The sequence below is a fragment of the Chitinophaga flava genome, from assembly GCF_003308995.1.
GTDB lineage: Bacteria > Bacteroidota > Bacteroidia > Chitinophagales > Chitinophagaceae > Chitinophaga > Chitinophaga flava.
The window spans coordinates 3,668,417-3,687,061 of record NZ_QFFJ01000001.1 but is presented as its reverse complement, the minus strand read 5'-3'; the positions used below and the strand labels follow the sequence as shown (position 1 = coordinate 3,687,061).

The 18,645-nt window shown below is 47.0% G+C and carries 12 protein-coding genes; 3 read left to right on the top strand and 9 right to left on the bottom strand.

What is annotated here, in order from left to right; translation table 11 throughout:
• Positions 1-63: 63 nt before the first annotated feature.
• The 8 genes from DF182_RS14925 to DF182_RS14890 all read right to left on the bottom strand — a co-directional run bounded on the left by DF182_RS14925 (position 64) and on the right by DF182_RS14890 (position 14,174).
• Positions 64-630, bottom strand: a complete 567-nt coding sequence (locus DF182_RS14925) for a DinB family protein (RefSeq protein ID WP_113616378.1) — start codon at positions 628-630, stop codon at positions 64-66.
• A 539-nt stretch (positions 631-1,169) separates the two neighbouring features.
• On the bottom strand, positions 1,170-2,150 hold the full coding sequence (locus DF182_RS14920; RefSeq protein ID WP_113616377.1) for a hypothetical protein: 981 nt from the start codon (positions 2,148-2,150) through the stop codon (positions 1,170-1,172).
• A 55-nt stretch (positions 2,151-2,205) separates the two neighbouring features.
• Positions 2,206-3,288, bottom strand: coding sequence for a PA0069 family radical SAM protein (locus tag DF182_RS14915; RefSeq protein ID WP_113616376.1), 1,083 nt, complete (start codon positions 3,286-3,288; stop codon positions 2,206-2,208).
• A gap of 85 nt (positions 3,289-3,373) precedes the next feature.
• Entirely contained in the window at positions 3,374-5,155 is a 1,782-nt protein-coding gene (locus DF182_RS14910) for a MutS-related protein (RefSeq protein WP_161964147.1), read from the bottom strand.
• Positions 5,156-5,239: 84 nt separating this feature from the next.
• Positions 5,240-6,670 (bottom strand): glycoside hydrolase family 125 protein, encoded by a 1,431-nt coding sequence (locus DF182_RS14905; protein ID WP_113616374.1) that lies wholly within the window; start codon positions 6,668-6,670, stop codon positions 5,240-5,242.
• A gap of 63 nt (positions 6,671-6,733) precedes the next feature.
• The gene (locus DF182_RS14900; RefSeq protein ID WP_394337288.1) at positions 6,734-9,196 is read right to left on the bottom strand and encodes a beta-propeller fold lactonase family protein; all 2,463 of its coding nucleotides are present in this window, start codon (positions 9,194-9,196) and stop codon (positions 6,734-6,736) included.
• A 200-nt stretch (positions 9,197-9,396) separates the two neighbouring features.
• Complete coding sequence (locus tag DF182_RS14895) at positions 9,397-12,798, bottom strand: methylmalonyl-CoA mutase family protein (RefSeq protein WP_113616372.1); 3,402 nt, start codon at positions 12,796-12,798, stop codon at positions 9,397-9,399.
• Between the two features lie 656 nt (positions 12,799-13,454).
• Positions 13,455-14,174, bottom strand: coding sequence for an NUDIX hydrolase (locus DF182_RS14890; RefSeq protein WP_113616371.1), 720 nt, complete (start codon positions 14,172-14,174; stop codon positions 13,455-13,457).
• 168 nt (positions 14,175-14,342) lie between these two features.
• On the opposite strand from DF182_RS14890, the gene ligA reads away from it, so the two are divergent.
• The 3 genes from ligA to DF182_RS14875 are packed head-to-tail and all read left to right on the top strand — an operon-like array spanning position 14,343 to position 17,603.
• On the top strand, positions 14,343-16,448 hold the full coding sequence (gene ligA / locus DF182_RS14885; protein ID WP_113616370.1) for an NAD-dependent DNA ligase LigA: 2,106 nt from the start codon (positions 14,343-14,345) through the stop codon (positions 16,446-16,448).
• A gap of 4 nt (positions 16,449-16,452) precedes the next feature.
• Entirely contained in the window at positions 16,453-16,893 is a 441-nt protein-coding gene (locus DF182_RS14880) for a nucleoside deaminase (protein WP_113616369.1), read from the top strand.
• Positions 16,894-16,931: 38 nt separating this feature from the next.
• Positions 16,932-17,603 carry an acetyltransferase gene (locus tag DF182_RS14875; protein WP_113616368.1) on the top strand — a complete coding sequence of 224 codons (672 nt, stop codon included), beginning with the start codon at positions 16,932-16,934 and terminating at the stop codon, positions 17,601-17,603.
• A gap of 68 nt (positions 17,604-17,671) precedes the next feature.
• On the opposite strand, the gene DF182_RS14870 is transcribed toward DF182_RS14875, so the two are convergent.
• On the bottom strand, positions 17,672-18,604 hold the full coding sequence (locus DF182_RS14870) for an SPFH domain-containing protein (RefSeq protein WP_113616367.1): 933 nt from the start codon (positions 18,602-18,604) through the stop codon (positions 17,672-17,674).
• Between the last annotated feature and the right edge of the window lie 41 nt (positions 18,605-18,645).

The following is an 18,645-nucleotide window of genomic DNA, read 5'->3' as shown; positions in this document are numbered from 1 at the left end:
ACTCACGGCTTTTGTACAATAAGGATAACAATAATAGATGCGTTGCTGGTCGACCAAAAAAAATCAGATCAGGATTGCGCTTTCTTCAAATTCTTTCTCCAGTCTTTTCATTTGACGGATATGACGTTCAATATGTTTAGTCAGGAAATAGATGTACTGATAGATGTCCAGTTTACCCAGGTGGTTAACAGACATGTTGGTGAATACCAGCACGCCTTCCCCGTTTTTGAGTAAAGACACGTTGTACATGCATTGTGCATACTGTTGTTTCAGTAATGCTTTTATTTCCTCCATATTTTTAAAGCCTGTAGGCTCCATATGTTCCGGTCTTACCCAGCCGAAAGACTTGCTACTGATCACGTCGATCTGGCTGAATTTTTCGTGATAATCTGCCGGCACTACAACAGTATAACCATTGCTTTTACGGTCAAGTGCACGGCGGGTGCTTTTGTTGATAATCAGCAACAGGAAATAATTAGTGAGGGTGATATGTTCCAGCACTTCCCGTATGCTCCATTGATCACGGTCCGGCTTAAAGTCCAGTAATGCCGTATCTTTTTCGAACCACTGGTCCAGCTCCCTGAAATTGGTGAGTAAAGCCTCTCTTACAACTTGAATAACGTTCCTCATATACTAACGTTTTTGGGGTTATGCACTGTACCTGTTTGTTATAATCAGTAGGGTTTAGTACATAACATAATTGAAAATAGTGTTTGCCATTATTGTGCCGGAAATTCTGCAACAAAAAACCCGGCCGCATTTACGGACCGGGCAATAATGTAAAGGGTTAGCTTACATAACTACATAACAGGTCCGTATGGCTTTTTTAAGGCAAAGCCATTCCGTTTACACCATTCGGTGCATTGAATAAAATGATCAGTTATCGTCTGAATCTCTTTCAATGTCGTCATTTCAGTACTGCTTCAAAAGCAAAAGGTCCCGCCTGTTAGTGCGGGACCTTTGTTTGTATCGTTTGATAACTTTTTTTGTTAACAATCGGTGCAACGTGCCCGCCATCCGTCCTTGACCTGCTTTTGCTTGCAGGCCATCGCTGAAATCTTATATATTGACAGAAGTTGCACTAAGAAATTTTGTTATTTACAACAAAGGTAGATTTTATTTTTTTTATTACACAACATTACAGCCTACTTTTTTTGTAGCCTTAACAATTAGTTTATACGTGCAGGTGGCTGTTTCGGTTGTTGTTGTAACTGTTGCTGTATTTCCCGGTTTTGCTGCTGTAATTTTTCGATCTCTTCCTGTTGACGAATAAGATGTAGTGTCAACTCCTCTACTTTTTTCAGCAGACGTGCATTCATATCACCGAGGTCCAGCCCGGTGCTGTCTACCTCTCTGGCAGACGGCATTTCCGGCAGATGTTTATGCTGCTGTATAAAAGCGGCTGTGCTCTTCAATGACGGTAACGGATAATCTTTTTCAAATACATAATCCGGCCAGGTACCGAAAGGCTTTACCCTGACGCGCTCTGCGATCATAGTACCGGCGACGGCTAACTGATAACCCGCTGTCTGATTGGTTCCTATGCCCACGGTGTTGTCGAGTGCAGATACAAACACAGCAGGTTTGGAAGCATATTTCAGGCTATCATAGCTGTTCGATCTACGGGCGCCCACAATAAACAAACCATGACCAAACCCGTCTACATCAGCCCCCATCTTAACTCCATATGACTGCAGGTCACTACTATGATTTACAAATTCCAGTGCATATGCACCGTTGTTCCCATCCTTGCCGATATTGAACCGCTCAAAGTTATAAATACCAGGAAAGGTAACCTTTCCATCCCGTTGCAATACTACTTTAGACCAGGGCATGGCCGGATCATTATTGGTTTTTCTGAAATACAGGTCCTGATCATAGAAACTACCGGCAAATTGCATAGCGAAGTTGTTGTACTGATTTCCATGTCTGACATCCAGCAAATGCCACCAACTATCGGCTCCGGCCGGGTAATTAACAGGTGTCATCGTTTGAAAAAAGCCAGACAAAGCCCCTGCATCACCACGTAAACCAGCATCATTTCTAAATTCAGTGCGGGACCCCCATTCGCCCCATACTAATGGTTGGGTTTGTGCCACAGCCGCCACAGCACTTCCCAGCGCCAGGGCTAACATACATATCTTCTTCATAGATATAGGATTTTTTAAAACAGGTAAAACAATAACGCTCAAGATAAAATAAATCCTAGAATAAGCTCAGCTGGCTGGTAGGCCTGCGGAAGGATTCCGTATTAAACTCGAAACGTTCCTGATTTAACCCGTTCTTTTTGGTATGCACTCTGAACTGTTGCCTGATCAGATCGGCGATATTACCGTCTCCTCTCATCCGGCGGCCAAACTCGCTGTCATTCACATTGCCACCATGCATACTTTCAATCTGGTGCCATACCTTGTCAGCACGATCAGGGAAATTCTTATAAAGCCAGTCATTAAAAATTATCTTGACTGCATCGTTGAGCCTTACTACCGTATAGCCGGCATAACGGGCTCCATTGGCTGCGGCCGTCTCCAGGAGCTGGGGCATCTCGTGGTCATTTAGTCCAGGGATCATTGGGGCCGTCATAACGCCAACGGGTACACCGACTTCACTCAGTTCCTTCACAATCTTAAACCGTTGTGCGGCTGTGGTGGTTCGAGGCTCCATTTTCTGCCTCAGCTCTTCCTGCATGGTAGTAATGGAAACATATACACAGACCAGGTTTTCCTGTGCCAGCTGCTGTAACAGGTAGCGGTCGCGTAATACCAGCGAATTTTTAGTAATGATGCCTACCGGCTGCTTATACTCCAGGGCTACCTCCAGCAACTGCCGGGTCAGCCACATTTTGCGTTCCACCGGCTGGTAGCAGTCGGTGTTCCCTGAAAGGGAAATGGGTTTGGGTACCCAGTTCTTGTTGTCCAGAAACTTACGCAGCAGTTCCGGCGCATTATGTTTTACGATGATCTTCCGTTCGAAGTCGAGCCCTGCACTCAGTCCCCAGAACTGATGGGCATTACGGGCATAACAATAAATACAGCCATGTTCACAGCCCTGGTAGGGATTCATGGAATACCACATCCCTACATCCGGACTATCTACCTTATTGACCAGGGTCTTGGCATGTTCCTCAAATATCTGGGTGGGAACATCTGCCTGCCACCACTCATCAATACCTTCAATGTGCTCCTTCACATATTCCTCTTTCAGGTACTTATTCCTGGGATTGACCTGGGCGCCACGTCCCTTATAATAGGGCGTTTCCGCGCCACCTTCCTGGAACGGCAATGTCATACACTAATATTTTTAGTAAAACTACTAAAAATATTGGCATTTAGATTTTTTTTATTTATTGAAGGGACTGCTGATTGATATAAGTCTAGATGATCTCCATCTGCTTCATCAGGAAAGTAGCATTCTTATTTCTTGCAATACCAGCTCTGATGCGGTAATCAAAGAACAGATGGTCACCCTGTATAGTGCTTTCGAAGCAGTAGTTCTTTATTTTTTCGGGGTAACTGTCTTCCAGATGGCCCAGCTCCAGGTCATGCGTAGCAATCATCCCCAGGCAGTTATAGGCCAGGAAATGCTCTATCAGGCTGCGGGAGCCGGAGAGTTTGTCTTCTGAATTGGTCCCCTTCAGAATTTCATCCAGCAGAATAAACACCTGCCCTCCTGCTTTCAGTTGCTGGATGATATGCTGCAGGCGCAGCAGCTCTGCCTGAAAATAAGAAGTATGGCTGGCAATAGAATCCTTAATACGCATAGATGTCATAATGCGCATGGGGGTGAACACAAAACGTTGTGCACATACCGGAGCCCCGCACATGGCCAGCAACAGGTTAGAACCTATACTACGCAGAAACGTGCTCTTTCCTGACATATTAGATCCTGTAATGATCAGGAAACTGGCCGGACGCCCGATACTGCCATCATTTTTCACAGACTCATTGTCGGGGATCAGCGGATGACCCAGGGCTTCAGCCTCCAGCACCATCGGTGCCGCCTGTGGTTTCGGATAGGCATACTGCGGATGATTATACGCATAGGTAGCCATACTATTCCACACCTCCAGTTGCGCGATCACACCAAACCAGCGCTCTACATCTGTTTTATGTTTCGATTTCCAGCGTTCCAACCGCAGGATACAATGCAGATCGTACAGGAAAAGAGAGTTCAGGATAACAGCCACCAGCAGGTTCAGTCGCTGATCAAAAGCCGATCCGATCCGGGACAGCTGATGCAGCGCCACATCTGCCTCTCTCGCAATTCCCTGCTGTTCCTTCAGTAATGCTGACTGCTCAAAAGAACCCTTGCGGATCAGGTGCAGCAATAAGGAAAACTTCTCCAGAATACGTTCCTTATGAGATATCAGCTTATACTGCTCCATGATCTTCCCCTGGATGCTGCCCAGCAGCAACCAGTTCAGTATCACCATACCGATAAAAAGATAATAATGCCCGGCATAGGCGTATATTGCCATCATCAGCAGGGCCAGCGCAGGGAACAACCAAGCGGCGATCTGCATAAATTTATTGTGTATAAAGGCAAAAGGCATGTTCAGCCACAGTGCCAGCTCCCGGCGGTCGCTGCCCTCTTCTTTTGCCAGCATTGCGTTGGCCGTCAGATGTTGCCGGAAGTCGATTTCCGGCGCCAGTACCTTTAACGCTTCCTGTGTAGCCAGAATGGTCTGGACATCCTGTATAGGACTCCGCAAGGCATCTGCCAGCTGTCGTTTGCCAGACAAAGTACCTGTACGGTTGATGGACTGAAAAATAGAGGCAGGGCCAAACACGTCCAGATCGTTACTATAATCATGCTGATCATCGATAAACTCTCTGCCGTCTTCAAAAGTGGACTTCCATTCAGTAGCCTGCTGCAGCTCTTTCTGATTCAGCTCCAGCAAGGTTTTTAACAACGCCAGTTTTTGTTGCGACCGGTTATGCTTCTTCAGAAAAAAAGCAAAAAACACCACACCCACAACGGAAAGGAGTAACCATCCTCCCATCCATCCCTGTCGGAAATAAAACACCACCCCGGCAACAATCAACAGAAAACTCAATAATCTCGCCCACGACAGCAGGGAAGTTAGTCCCTTCTCTTTATCAATAGCCTGCTGAAAATCGTTTATGCGTTGCTGATATATACCGGCGTGCTGCATCTGGATCGTTTTTAAAAGTGAAATGCAGCAGAAGATAATCATCTCCGCTGCATTTCAAATATCAAACTAAAAAATTAAAAAATGCTAAGCATATTGCCTTTTCAGCAAATCAGGATATTCCTGGCTCACTTTGAGAATAAGCTCTCCGAATAAGGTACATGCCCAGGCAAACCATTTACGGGTAAACTTGCTGGGATCGTCTTTATGGTAAGACTCATGAATAAAGCCGGTGTTTCCATCTGTATTACGCAGTGTTTTGATACACTCAGCTATTTCTTCCTTATTATGGCTGGTCAAAGCTCTCATGATGATACTCATCGGCCAGATGTAGTTTTCTCCGGTATGCGGACTACCTACGCCATTGCCAAACTTACCTTGATAGAACCAGGGATGGAAAGTACTCCATACAAAGTGCCTGGAGGCCTGGTACAGCGGATCATCCGCAGTAGTATATCCCAGGTAAGGGATAGACAGCAGGCTGGGCACGTTGGTATCGTCAATGAATAAACGATTACCATAACCATCTACCTCAAAGCCGTACATGTTACCCAGCTTAGGGTGTTCTACGATAGCATAGGCTTTGATAGCGCGGTCTACTTCATCAGCCAGGTCGGTGCACTCTTTTGCAAAAGCAGCATCTTTATAGATCTCCGTGCTGATTTCCGCCAGCTGGCGCAGTGAAACCACCGCGAACATATTGGACGGGATCAGGAAAGGGAATACAGTAGCGTCGTCAGACGGGCGGAAGATCGAAACGATGAGGCCTACCGGCAGCATCGGTGCACCATAACCGGAATTAGGAACGGTATCTGACTGCCAGGCAGTTACGCGCTGAAATTTATAAGGGCCTTTCCCTTCCTTACGCTGTTGCTCCTTGAACGTTTTCACGATCAGGCGGGCAGATTGTTTGTATTTATCGTCAAACACTTTGGTATCGCCACCTTGCTTCCAGTAGTGATAAGCCAGACGTACAGGGTAACAGAGCGAGTCTATTTCCCATTTGCGTTCATGCAGCTCAGGCTTCATGTCCGTGAGGTCTTTCTCCCATTCACTACCGGTAGGGCCGTCGTTGAAAGCGTTGGCATACGGGTCTATCAGGATGCATTTCACCTGGCGGTTGATCACGCCGGCGATCATCTGCTCCAGTTTAGCATCTTCCTTAATCAGCGGAATATAAGGCCATACCTGTGCAGAGGAGTCACGCAGCCACATCGCATGGATATCGCCGGTGATGACAAAAGTATCGGGCCTGCCATCCTGTACTTTAAAGTTCACAGTGGTGTCAAGGGTGTTCGGGAAACAGTTCTCAAACATCCAGGCGAGTTTGTTGTCCGCAATCTGTTTTTTAACGCCGGCAATAGCCTTTTCTACAGCATCACTGCTGAATTTGCGCTGGGCCAGCGGCGGACGTTGGGAAGTGTAACCATTCCAGCCTAAAACCGTTTTGGGCATCCCCAGCCCTACAGCACCTGCCAGCAGCGCGCTGTTCCTGATAAAATCTCTCCTTGCTACCATACTGTTTTATTACGTTTAGATGGCTAAAATAGAAAAGTTTCCCGGATTTGCTTAATCGATTTATCAATCGTCATCCTCTTCCTTCGCCTGCAGCTTCACAAACGCACTTCTGCGGGGTGCCGGCATCACCGCATTTTCGCCATGGATGGCCTTCCACACTATTTCGTTCAGCTCCAGGTCTGGCACGCGGTCTTCATGCGCCAGATCAAAAGCAGCAGAACGGCGGGCACTTTCATTCCAGGCAGTATTACGTTCCCGGATATCTACATTGGCATCCACTGCCACATAAGGGGTCAGGTCGGGCGTAGCAGTGAAGAGTTCCCACATAGGTGTGGCAGCAGCATCGTACTGGCTCATCGGCGGCAGCCCCAGAATCAGCTCCATGGTACGCAACATACCGGAGGTGGAATACATGTTATGATTTACAGTTTTACGTTTTATATAAGGACTGATCACATAAGCAGTGGAACGGTGTGCATCTACGTGGTCAGGCCCGTTCTGTGCATCATCTTCCAGAATAAAAATGGCGCTCTCTTTCCAGATTTTGCTGTGGGAAATATATTCTATCAGTTTACCTACAGCCAGGTCGTTATCAGCCACGGATGCATAAGGTGAATAGGCGCCTTTGCGCATACCGCTGGTATGGTCGTTGCCCAGGCGGACAGTATTGAAATGAGGCACTGCATCAGCAGCCAGCAGAGAATCGAAATCATGCTGCCAGACCTTCTGCCTGTCCACATCCAGAATAGAAAGATCAAAAGCAGGATAGTCTTTGCAGAAATGCCCTTCCAGTGATTTAAGCGTAGCGGAACCTTTGCCGGTAAACTCGCCATAGCTGCGGTAGCTTACCCCTGCCCGCTGGCAGTAATCCCAGATAAATCCTTTTTTAGGATATGCTATTTTGCGGCTGCCTTCATAATCGTAAGTACCACCGCGGCCGCCGTAGCTGGTAGGCCAGGTTTTCTCCGTATAGTCAGTAGCGTAAGCGGCAGTACTCCAGTTGTGTCCGTCTGCGCTCACTTCTGCATCTACATAAAAATTATCCAGCAGTACAAAATCCTTCACCAGCTTATGCTGATTAGGTGTAATACGCTCAGGGAAAATACACAGACTGCTGTCTCCGTTACCTTCTTTGATATCGCCCAGCACCTGGTCATAGGTACGGTTTTCCTTGATCACGTAAAACACGTATTTAATAGGCGAAGGTTTTCCTACTTCCCTGGGGATAGGGTTGCCCTCTTCTCCGGCAGCACGCAGCTCTTTGTTTTTATTATAGGGAGTATTGTCGTACACCAGCTTAGACCATTGTCCCAGCACCTTTTCACCCGGCTCACGGAACATGGAAAGCGTACCTTTGAACAGTCCGGCAATATACTGTACCGGCCGTCCCTGGCGGGTATTGGCGGCATGCGAACCGCTGGCATCTTTACGGCTGATAGGATTAGGCCCTTCAGGATTGGCCATGGAAGTAAATCCTTTACCATTAGCCACCAGCACTTTTTTACCGGTGATACGCACACAGGTAGGATACCATCCCACAGGGATAAAGCCTTCAGAATGGCTCTTGCCTGGGGTGGCTACATCAAATACAGCGAGACAGTTATTATCGGCATTAGCGATGTACAACGTTTTGTTATCAGCAGACAAAGCCAGACCATTGGTGGTAGATCCAGCCGGAGCATCAGGATACAACGCAGTCTGCAGGGTTTCAATCACCTTACCATCTGCAGTGGTGATCACAGATACGGAGTTATCGTTAGCATTAGCCACGTACAGATACTTCCCGTTTTTGGAAATAATTGTTTCATTAGGATGGCTACCTGTTTTAATTTCCTGTACCACTTTATCAGCAGCAATGTCATATACTGCAATGGCATCACCGCCCCATAAAGAGATATACAGCGTTTTATTGTCTTTCGACAGCACACAGGTATAAGCCTCTGCTGACAAAGGAACACGCTTGATCACCTTCCTGGTGGAAAGATCCAGCAGATAGAGGCTGTTATCTTCTTTGGTAACTACGTATAACCGGTTACGTGAGTTATCCAATGCCATACCGGTAGGACAAATTTTTTCTTTGGGCCATGACAGTCCCAGGCGGATACTGTCTGCCAGCTTCAATTTATTGTCCTGAATACGATATTGCCAGATCACATTGTCATTGGCTCCGGAGGCGTACAATGATTTTTCATCCTTACTGAAAGCAAGTCCCAGCCATGATTTAGGGATTGTCACCTCATCCAGCAGTACTTCCTGTTGCGGATCAATCAGTTGAAGCGTGTGTTTGCTCTGTCCGTTATTATTTACCACCAGGTATTTCTCAGAACCGGAAAGGACCATGTTCAGCGGAAGATCTCCCAGTGGAAGGGAACGGCCTGCTGGCGTGAGTGCCCAGCCATTTGGCAACAATATCCGTGAAGCCACGGTATCTGTTGTTTTTTGTGCGACCGCCTGCAGAGAGGACAGCAGCAACATACTGAAAACCAATTTTTTCATATGCATATCAGGTAATAAGCCGGTAAAAATAGCGCAGCAGCAGAGGCAGATACAATAGCCTCACGATTGATAATACTAATATAATATAGGAATTTCGTTCTTTTAAGTGTTTACAAAAGCGAAGACCCCATTGGTTTTTATACCAATGGGGCCTTCGCTTTATATACATTTTCATCTTCGTTCTAGTCTTCACTCATCAAAGTCATCACCTAACATCATCACTATCACAGTTACATGTTTCTGCGATACTGTCCACCTACTTCATAAAGCGCATGAGTGATCTGTCCCAGAGAACAGTGTTTCACAGTCTCCATGAGTTCCGCAAAGAGGTTACCGTTATTAACAGCCACCTGTTGCAGTTGTTTGAGGGCTGCTTCGCTCTTATTTCCGTGCCGTTGCTGGAAGGCTTCCAGGGTATTAATCTGGAAGGTTTTTTCTTCTGTGGTGGAGCGGATCACTTCTGCCGGAATGATGGTGGGTGAACCATTTTTATTCAGGAAGGTGTTAACGCCTATGATAGGGTATTCACCAGTATGTTTGAGTGATTCGTAGTAAAGACTTTCTTCCTGTATTTTGTTACGCTGGTACATTCTTTCCATAGCACCCAGTACGCCACCGCGTTCTGTGATACGGTCAAATTCCGCCAGCACAGCCTCTTCTACCAGGTCGGTCAGTTCTTCGATGAAGAAAGAACCCTGTACCGGGTTTTCGTTTTTGGCGGTACCCAGTTCGCGGTTGATGATCAGCTGAATAGCCATAGCCCTTCTCACGCTTTCTTCTGTAGGCGTGGTGATGGCTTCATCATATGCGTTGGTGTGCAGGGAGTTGCAGTTATCGTAGATAGCATACAGCGCCTGCAAGGTAGTGCGGATATCGTTGAAGTCGATCTCCTGAGCATGGAGACTGCGGCCGGAAGTCTGAATATGGTATTTCAGTTTCTGGGAACGGTCGTTGCCTTTGTATTTGTATTTGATGGCTTTGGACCAGATACGGCGGGCTACGCGGCCGATCACCGAATATTCAGGGTCCATACCATTGCTGAAGAAGAATGAGAGGTTCGGCGCAAAATCATCGATATTCATACCTCTGCTGAGATAGTACTCCACATAGGTGAAACCGTTGGCCAGTGTAAAGGCCAGCTGGGTGATCGGATTGGCGCCGGCTTCTGCGATATGGTAACCGGAGATACTGACAGAATAGAAGTTACGCACCTTCTGATGGATGAAATACTCCTGTACGTCACCCATGAGTTTGAGTGCAAATTCTGTAGAGAAGATGCAGGTATTCTGTGCCTGATCTTCCTTGAGAATATCAGCTTGCACAGTACCTCTTACAGTACTGAGAGCATATGCACGGATTTTTTTGTATACATCTTCAGGCAGTACTTCATCACCGGAAATACCCAGGAGCTGCAGTCCCAGTCCGTCGTTACCTGCGGGCAGGTCACCATTATAATGTGGCAGCGGATGGTCTTTGAATTTTTGCTGGATAGTGGCTTTTACCTGTTCGGTAAGACTGTTTTCAACGATATATTTTTCGCACTGCTGATCGACGGCGGCATTCATGAAGAAAGCCAGCAGTACAGGCGCAGGGCCGTTGATAGTCATGGATACGGAGGTCTTCGGATCGCAGAGATCGAAGCCGCTGTAAAGTTTTTTGGCGTCATCTACAGTGGCGATGCTCACGCCGGAGTTACCAATTTTGCCATAGATATCCGGACGAACGGCAGGGTCTTCCCCGTAGAGGGTTACGCTGTCAAATGCAGTAGACAGACGTTTAGCCGGCTGATCGATGGATACATAGTGAAAGCGTTTGTTGGTCCTTTCAGGGCCGCCTTCGCCGGCAAACATGCGGGTAGGATCTTCTCCTTCCCTTTTAAGCGGGAATACACCGGCTGCATAAGGGAATTCGCCTGGTACATTTTCCGTGAGCTGCCAGCGCAGGATATCACCCCAGTCATTGTATTTAGGAAGACTAACTTTCGGAATACGGCTGTGACTAAGACTTTCTGTAAAGAGTGGCAGTTTGATCACTTTATCCCTTACCTGGAATTCGTAGAAGTCGGCTGCATATTTTTTCAGCAGCGCCGGCCATTCGTCTACCAGTTTTTTGCATTCAGGATGCAGGGAGGACTGTAGCTGTGACTGTATATCTGCCAGCATCGCAGCTTTTGAAGGATCGATATCTATCACACCCTGGATCTGATACAGCTGTGTAGCTATTTTACATTGTTCATCTACCCACTTACTGTAATCGGCAATCGCTTCACCGATTTCGGCGAGATAGCGCACTCTGGCAGGCGGGATGATCTGTGATTTGGTGGTGGTGGATTTGAGGCTTTCATGTACCAGCGGTCCAAAGGGGGCGTTGGTTTTTTCCACTACTTTTTCCATCACTCTTTCGAAGAGCAGGTTGATGCCTGCATCGTTGAACTGGGAGGCGATGGAGCCTACCACTGGCAGTTCCTCGTCTTTAGCGGTCCAGAGGCTGTGGTTACGTTTGTATTGTTTGCGCACGTCGTGCAGTGCATCGAGGGCGCCGGCTTTGTCAAATTTGTTGATGGCAATGACGTCGGCATAGTCCAGCATGTTGATTTTCTCCAGCTGGGATGCGGCGCCGTATTCAGGCGTCATTACATACAGCGATACATCGCAGTAGTCGGTGATGGCGGTGTCGCTTTGACCGATACCGGAAGTTTCGAGGATGATAAAATCGAAGCCTGCCAGTTTGCAGATATCGATGGCTTCCTGGATATGTTCGCTGATGGCTTTGTCGCTTTCCCGGGTGGCGAGAGAGCGCATATAGGCCCGTGGGTGGTGGATGGCGTTCATACGGATACGGTCACCCAGCAAGGCGCCACCGGTTTTCTTTTTGGACGGGTCTACCGAAATCACGGCTACGGTCTTGTCGCCGAATTGGGTCAGGTAGCGGCGCACCAGTTCGTCTGTCACGCTACTTTTACCAGCACCGCCGGTGCCGGTGATACCCAGTACAGGAGTTGCATTATCTTCTGCAGGCGTGCTGGTGATCTGAGTGCCAGCTTCAACATCTACCGTTACCGCTTTTCTGGCTTTTACGCCGCTCAGCAGTGCTACCGGCATATCGTTTTCTGCCAGGCTGATAGCGCGGGCGATGATTTTAGGATTCCTGCTTTTTTTCAGCTGCGGGATATCTTCCACGTTGCTGCCGCTGGCCAATGGTTTAACAGGGATGTCACACTGATGGATGAGGTCTTCGATCATGCCTTCCAGGCCCATCTGGCGGCCATCATCCGGAGAGTACAGCCGGGCAATACCGTAAGCATGCAGTTCTTCTATCTCTGTAGGCAGGATGGTACCACCTCCGCCACCGAAGATCTTGATATGTCCGCACCCTTTCTCCTGCAACAGGTCGTACATGTATTTAAAAAACTCTACGTGTCCTCCCTGATAAGAAGTAACGGCAATACCCTGTGCATCTTCCTGAACAGCACAGTCTACTATTTCTGCAGCGGAACGGTTGTGTCCCAGATGGATCACTTCGGCGCCTTTTGCCTGCATAATTCTCCGCATGATATTGATGGCGGCATCATGCCCGTCAAATAAAGCTGCTGCAGTTACAATGCGAACCTTATGTTGTGGTGTATATGACATATGATCTTTTTTTCTCCTACAATGAAACCAGGGGAGCAAAGGGGCAGCAGACCGCTGTCACTTTTCCAGGGACCTTTGCAAGCAATGCAAGTTACGGAAAAAGCGGCTCAACTACAGGCCTGCCACGGGTTTAGAAGAGATCAAACAGGAAAACAGTCTTATTGCAAATTATTTAACCATTCCTGAAAAGGGTTAGTTTTTCCCTAAAACAACTTTCCCCTGTACCATCAACCGGCACAAGGGAAAGTGAACGGATAAGACACCATGCAAAAGTGCTTAGCAGCCTTCTTGTTTCATAACGTGGAATTATAAAATCAAACTATTGATAAAAATATTTTATTGATTTCTTTTTGGCATACTTGATAAAAGGAAAATTTCTAATACCGGTTCGTTGGCAATTCGCTGATTTAAATTCTGGTTTTCATCTCCCCCTGAAAAACCGTTTTTTCAGGATGTGTATATTTTACACAATCTTACTTAATTTTTTGTTAAAAACAAACTTTTTTTTCATTTTATGGAGAAATAAATCAAGATAATGGTCCGTACCGGGCACAGAGTATCTAACCCTTCCTGGAAGAGGGTTTGAGTAGAATTGATATTAATGGGGAAACGAGTGGAAATGAAGTGGTAGCTAAAAAAATATCATACTTTCTTATCTAGAAGCCTATGCCCAGATAACGCTTTTTACGCTGGTCGTATTTCTCAAAATTAAACTTGTAGAGTTTGGCAGGTCGGTGCGGTACATCTTCCTCTTCTTCATTCAGGTCCAGCAAAAGATCCATTGAAAGAAACTTCTTACGGAAGTTGCGGCGGTCCAGCTCTACATCCAGGATGGCTTCATACAGATTTTGCAGCTCGCGCAGGGAGAATTTTTTCGGCAGCAGATTGAAGCCTACAGGCTGTACCATCACCTGCTGTTTGAGTCGTTCGTGACAGGTTTCCAGAATCTGTTTATGGTCGAACGCCATGTTCTGTAAGTCTTTCACAGAATGCCAGTGCAGATCGTTATTATTTTTTTTCAGTTCTACGTGTTCAATATTCACGAGCGAATAATAGGCTACTGTAATTACACGACCTGCAGGGTGACGGTTGATAGCACCGAAGGTCTGCACCTGCTCCATATACACATTATCCAGGCCAGTACGTGCTTTGAGCACTCTGTAGGCTGCCTCGTCCAGCTCTTCATCCGGCCGTACAATGTCTCCCAGTAATGACCATTTGCCTTTATATTCTTTCAGATCGGATTCAATCAACAACACTTTCAGCTCGTCGTTATTAAATCCAAAAATGACACAGTCTACCGAAATGGCGACTTTGAAATAGCTCTTTATCTCAACAAGGTGAGTATTGATGTTTTTGGTGTACATAGACATCATAAAATACGTGGAATTTCTGTTATGATTCTAAATCTTGCTGAAAGGTATTCATTATCCGAATGAAAGCAAAAATTAGCCTGTTAAAAGCAGAAAAAAAGCGGATTTTTTTGGCTGTTTATAAGGAAGCAGAAAGATAAGTTTATTTTTACAGCTCAGTATTCGATAATTATGTACACAAAGGAAATAGAAATAACCCTGACACAGCTGGCCAAAGATATGCTCAGCCACCTGCAGCAACAAACATTGTTGCAATCCATTGATGAAACCCTGGAAGCATTACGTCGGGTAATCACCTACAACGACTGGCGCTACTATGTGCAAAGTGATCCGGTACTCAGCGACTACGAATATGATCAGCTCTTTGCCTGGCTCAAAAAACTGGAACAGGAACGTCCGGACCTTATCAGCCCCGACTCTCCCACCCAGCGCGTCGCCAAAGGACTCACCAAGGAGTTTGTCACCGTACAGCACCTGGTGCCTATGCTCAGTCTCGAAAACTCCTACAATGCCGACGATCTGATCGACTGGGACCGCAAAGCCCGCGAAGGCGCTGGTCTGCCGGAGATAGAGTATTGTATTGAACCGAAGTTTGATGGCGCCAGCATCTCACTCATTTATGAGAATGACCGCCTTACCCGTGGTGCCACCCGTGGCGACGGTATTGCCGGAGAAGACATCACTACCAATATCCGGCAAATACGTTCTATTCCACTATCTGCCAGCTTCTCCAAATATGGTATCCATCAGATAGAAATACGCGGCGAAGTACTGATCAACAAAAACACCTTCAAAGCATTCAACGATAAACGCATTGCCGAAAACCTGCCACCACTGGCCAATCCACGCAACGCCGCCTCCGGCTCGCTGCGCATGGTAGACCCTAATGAAGTGGCCAAACGCGGACTGGAAGCTTTTCTCTACCATATGAGCTATCATACTATGGAAGATGAACAGCAGGAACCCGATGCCATCAAAACACATAGCGGTACGCTCGATCTCCTGTCTACACTCGGTTTCCGTAGTCCTGCCAAAGAGAAAAAAGTAGTAAAAGGCATCCAGGCTGTGATCGATTACTGCCTGCAGTTTGAAGCAGAACGCGACAACCTGCCTTATGAGATTGATGGTATGGTGATCAAGGTAAATGACTACGCCCTGCAGGATAAACTGGGGATGACCACCCACCATCCACGCTGGGCCATTGCCTATAAATTCAAAGCACGCCAGGCTACCAGCAGACTGCGTGCTGTAGAATTCCAGGTAGGCCGCACCGGCTCTATCACCCCGGTAGCTAAAATAGATCCGGTACATATCGGTGGCGTGACTGTTTCTTCTATCTCCCTGTTCAACGAAGACGTGATCCGGGAAAAAGATCTCAAACTGGGCGATATGGTGCTGGTAGAAAGAGCCGGCGATGTAATCCCCTATATCGTGAAGTCAGTTGCCGACCTGCGTACCGGCGAAGAACAGGATATCATATTCCCTACCAGTTGCCCTGTTTGTAACGACAAACTGGTAAAACCCGAAGGAGAAAGCGTATGGCGCTGCTCCAATATCAACTGTGAAGCACAGGTGGTAGAACGTATGATCCACTTCGTCAGCAAAGATGCCATGGACATCAAAAGCTTCGGAGAAAGCAATGTGCGCAAGTTCTACGCCCAGGACCTGATGAAAGATATACCCGGCATCTATCAGCTCGACTTCGACAAAATCGGCGCCATGGAAGGCTTTGGTAAAAAATCCCTCAGCAATCTGCAAACAGCCATTGAGCAGTCCAAAACCCAGCCGCTGCATCGCCTGATATTCGGCCTGGGCATCCGTTATGTAGGTGAAACCACTGCCAAAACACTGGCCAATGCCGTCACCAATATCATGGACCTGAAAGACTGGACAGAAGAACAGATACTTGCGCTGGAAGACATCGGTCCAAAAGTAGCCGGCGCCATCCGTCAGTTCTTTGCCAATGAAGACAATATTCACATGCTCGAAAAACTGGCTTCGCTGGGCATCAATATGACCAACACCAAAAGCCAGCTGCATACTTCCGGTACCCTCAGCGAACAAACCTTCCTCTTTACCGGTACCCTCCACAAGCTGAAACGCAGTGAAGCAGAAGAAATGGTAGAACAACAAGGCGGTAAAATCGTGAGTGGCGTAAGCAGTAAACTCAACTACCTCGTAGTAGGAGATGATGCCGGCAGTAAACTGGAAAAAGCAAAAAAAATCAACACCATCCGGATCATCACAGAAGATGAGTTCCTGGAGATGATCAAATAGTACTATGATTGATGATACTTTTTATATGAAGCAGGCGCTGAAAGAAGCGCATAAAGCTTTTGAAGATGGCGAAGTGCCTATTGGCGCCGTGGTGGTACTCAACAACCAGATCATCGGTCGTGGACACAATCAGGTGGAGCGATTAAACGATTGTACCGCACATGCGGAAATGATCGCGCTCACCGCAGCCTTTAATACGCTGGGCAGCAAATATCTGATGGAAGCCACCCTGTATGTGACCGTAGAGCCTTGCCTGATGTGCGCCGGAGCCCTGTACTGGAGCAAAATAGGCAAGATCGTATATGCGGCAGCGGATGATAAAAACAGCTATCGCCGCGCCACCGGCGACCGTTCTCCTTTTCATCCCAAAACCAAACTGGAGGCTGGTCCCTGCCGCGAAGAAAGCCTGCAACTGATGAAGACTTTTTTTGAGCAAAAACGCTAACCATATTCTTAATCAAAAAATGTTGAAAGACCGGAATTATGCATCAGAAAAACATCGTTATCATTGGTTCTTCAGGCCATGGTAAGGTAGTGGCAGACATCCTTTCCCTGATGCCGCAATATAAGGTGGCAGGCTTTATCGATGGCTTCAAGGAAAAAGGGACCGTTTGTACCGGAGGACTAACTGTTTTGGGAGCAGAGCAGGACCTCCCAGCTATCATGCAAAACCTGAACGTGTGTGGAGGCATTGTGGCCATTGGCGACAACTGGGTCCGCAGCCAGGTAGTAGCTAAAATACTGGCTATCGCTCCCAGCTTCGAATTTATCAATGCGGTACATCCTTCTGCAGTGATATCTGCCAGCGCTACTATCGGTACCGGCAATATGATTTCAGCCAATGCTGTCATCAATGCCTATAGCAATATCGGCCACCATTGTATCATCAATTCGGCAGCCTGTATAGAACATGACAACCAGATGGATGACTACGCCAGCGTAGCACCCCGGGTGGTCACTGGCGGAAACGTTGCCATCGGGACATTTACAGCAGTTAGTATAGGCGCCATCGTTAAACATGGTATCAGGATCGGAGAACACAGCCTGATCGGCGCCGGCGCCCTGGTACTCAAAAACGTGGATGCTTTCAGCACCTGGTATGGCGTACCCGCCAGGAAAATGGCTGAACGCAAAGCCGGTGAAAAATACCTGTAGAAACATTCCATAAAAAAGAAAAGACGCAAAGGACATCCCTTGCGTCTTTTCTTTTTTATGAAAGAAGATTACTTCATGCTTTTGTTTTCCATCAGTTTGTTGAGGGCCATCATCTGTTTCATAGTCTGGTCCATTCCTTCAGAAGAACCATCCAGGAAGATCACATTACCTTTGGAGTTTTCAGCAAAGTTTTTGATAGCTTCGGTCCACATGGAGAAAAGGATCACAGAGGTGTCGAGGTTAGCCTGCTGCATTTCTTTAGCGGCGGTGGTCATACCTTTGGCCACTTCTTCGCGGAACAGGGCTACACCCATACCACGCAGCTGTGCTGCCTGACGTTCAGCTTCTGCAGCGATTTTGATGGCATTACCATCTGCTTCCGCTGCTTTGGTTTTAGTGATCAGCAATGCCTGTCCTTCGTTTTCTGCGGCGGCTTTCAGGTTGTTGGAAGATACTACCTGTGCCATGGATTTCATGATCACTTCATCGAAGGTGATATCATTCATCTGCAGGTCTAACAGGTGAAAGCCCCACTCTTCCAGGGTTTTATCGATCTGTTCTTTTACGTGTTCAGTAATGTCTTTACGCAGGCCAAGTACTTCCGCCTGTCTTTTGGTGGCTACAAATCCACGGATGGAACCTTCGATGGTGCGTACCAGCGCCTGCATGAAACTTCTTTCATCCATGAATTTAAAGGCTACGTTTTTCAGTGTTTCTTCTTCCTGGTTCCATACAGAATAAAGCAACATCGCTTTGAAGTATACGTTGGCCTGATCAATGGTGATGGCCTGGAATTCCAGCTCCACAGACCTGTTCTGGACAGAGATCTTTTTAAATACTTTTTCAACAAGGGGTATTTTCCAGTTCAGACCAGGGAAGAGGATGCGGTTGTATTTACCGAAAATGGTGGTAATAGCAACATTGCCCTGCTGTACAGTTACGAAGGAAGACAGGGCTACAATAAGGCCCAGGAATGCCACAATCATCAGGAATACATTCATAATGCGTATTTTTTGTTAGGTAGGGTTTGAAGACCTAAATA

Coding starts and splice junctions, on each gene's coding strand:
- DF182_RS14880 (WP_113616369.1), top strand. CDS start 16,453: ATGATTGATGATACTTTTTATATGAAGCAGGCGCTGAAAGAAGCGCAT.
- DF182_RS14875 (WP_113616368.1), top strand. CDS start 16,932: ATGCATCAGAAAAACATCGTTATCATTGGTTCTTCAGGCCATGGTAAG.
- DF182_RS14905 (WP_113616374.1), bottom strand. CDS start 6,670: ATGGTAGCAAGGAGAGATTTTATCAGGAACAGCGCGCTGCTGGCAGGT.
- DF182_RS14895 (WP_113616372.1), bottom strand. CDS start 12,798: ATGTCATATACACCACAACATAAGGTTCGCATTGTAACTGCAGCAGCT.
- ligA (WP_113616370.1), top strand. CDS start 14,343: ATGTACACAAAGGAAATAGAAATAACCCTGACACAGCTGGCCAAAGAT.
- DF182_RS14920 (WP_113616377.1), bottom strand. CDS start 2,150: ATGAAGAAGATATGTATGTTAGCCCTGGCGCTGGGAAGTGCTGTGGCG.
- DF182_RS14870 (WP_113616367.1), bottom strand. CDS start 18,604: ATGAATGTATTCCTGATGATTGTGGCATTCCTGGGCCTTATTGTAGCC.
- DF182_RS14925 (WP_113616378.1), bottom strand. CDS start 630: ATGAGGAACGTTATTCAAGTTGTAAGAGAGGCTTTACTCACCAATTTC.
- DF182_RS14890 (WP_113616371.1), bottom strand. CDS start 14,174: ATGATGTCTATGTACACCAAAAACATCAATACTCACCTTGTTGAGATA.
- DF182_RS14910 (WP_161964147.1), bottom strand. CDS start 5,155: ATGCAGCACGCCGGTATATATCAGCAACGCATAAACGATTTTCAGCAG.
- DF182_RS14915 (WP_113616376.1), bottom strand. CDS start 3,288: ATGACATTGCCGTTCCAGGAAGGTGGCGCGGAAACGCCCTATTATAAG.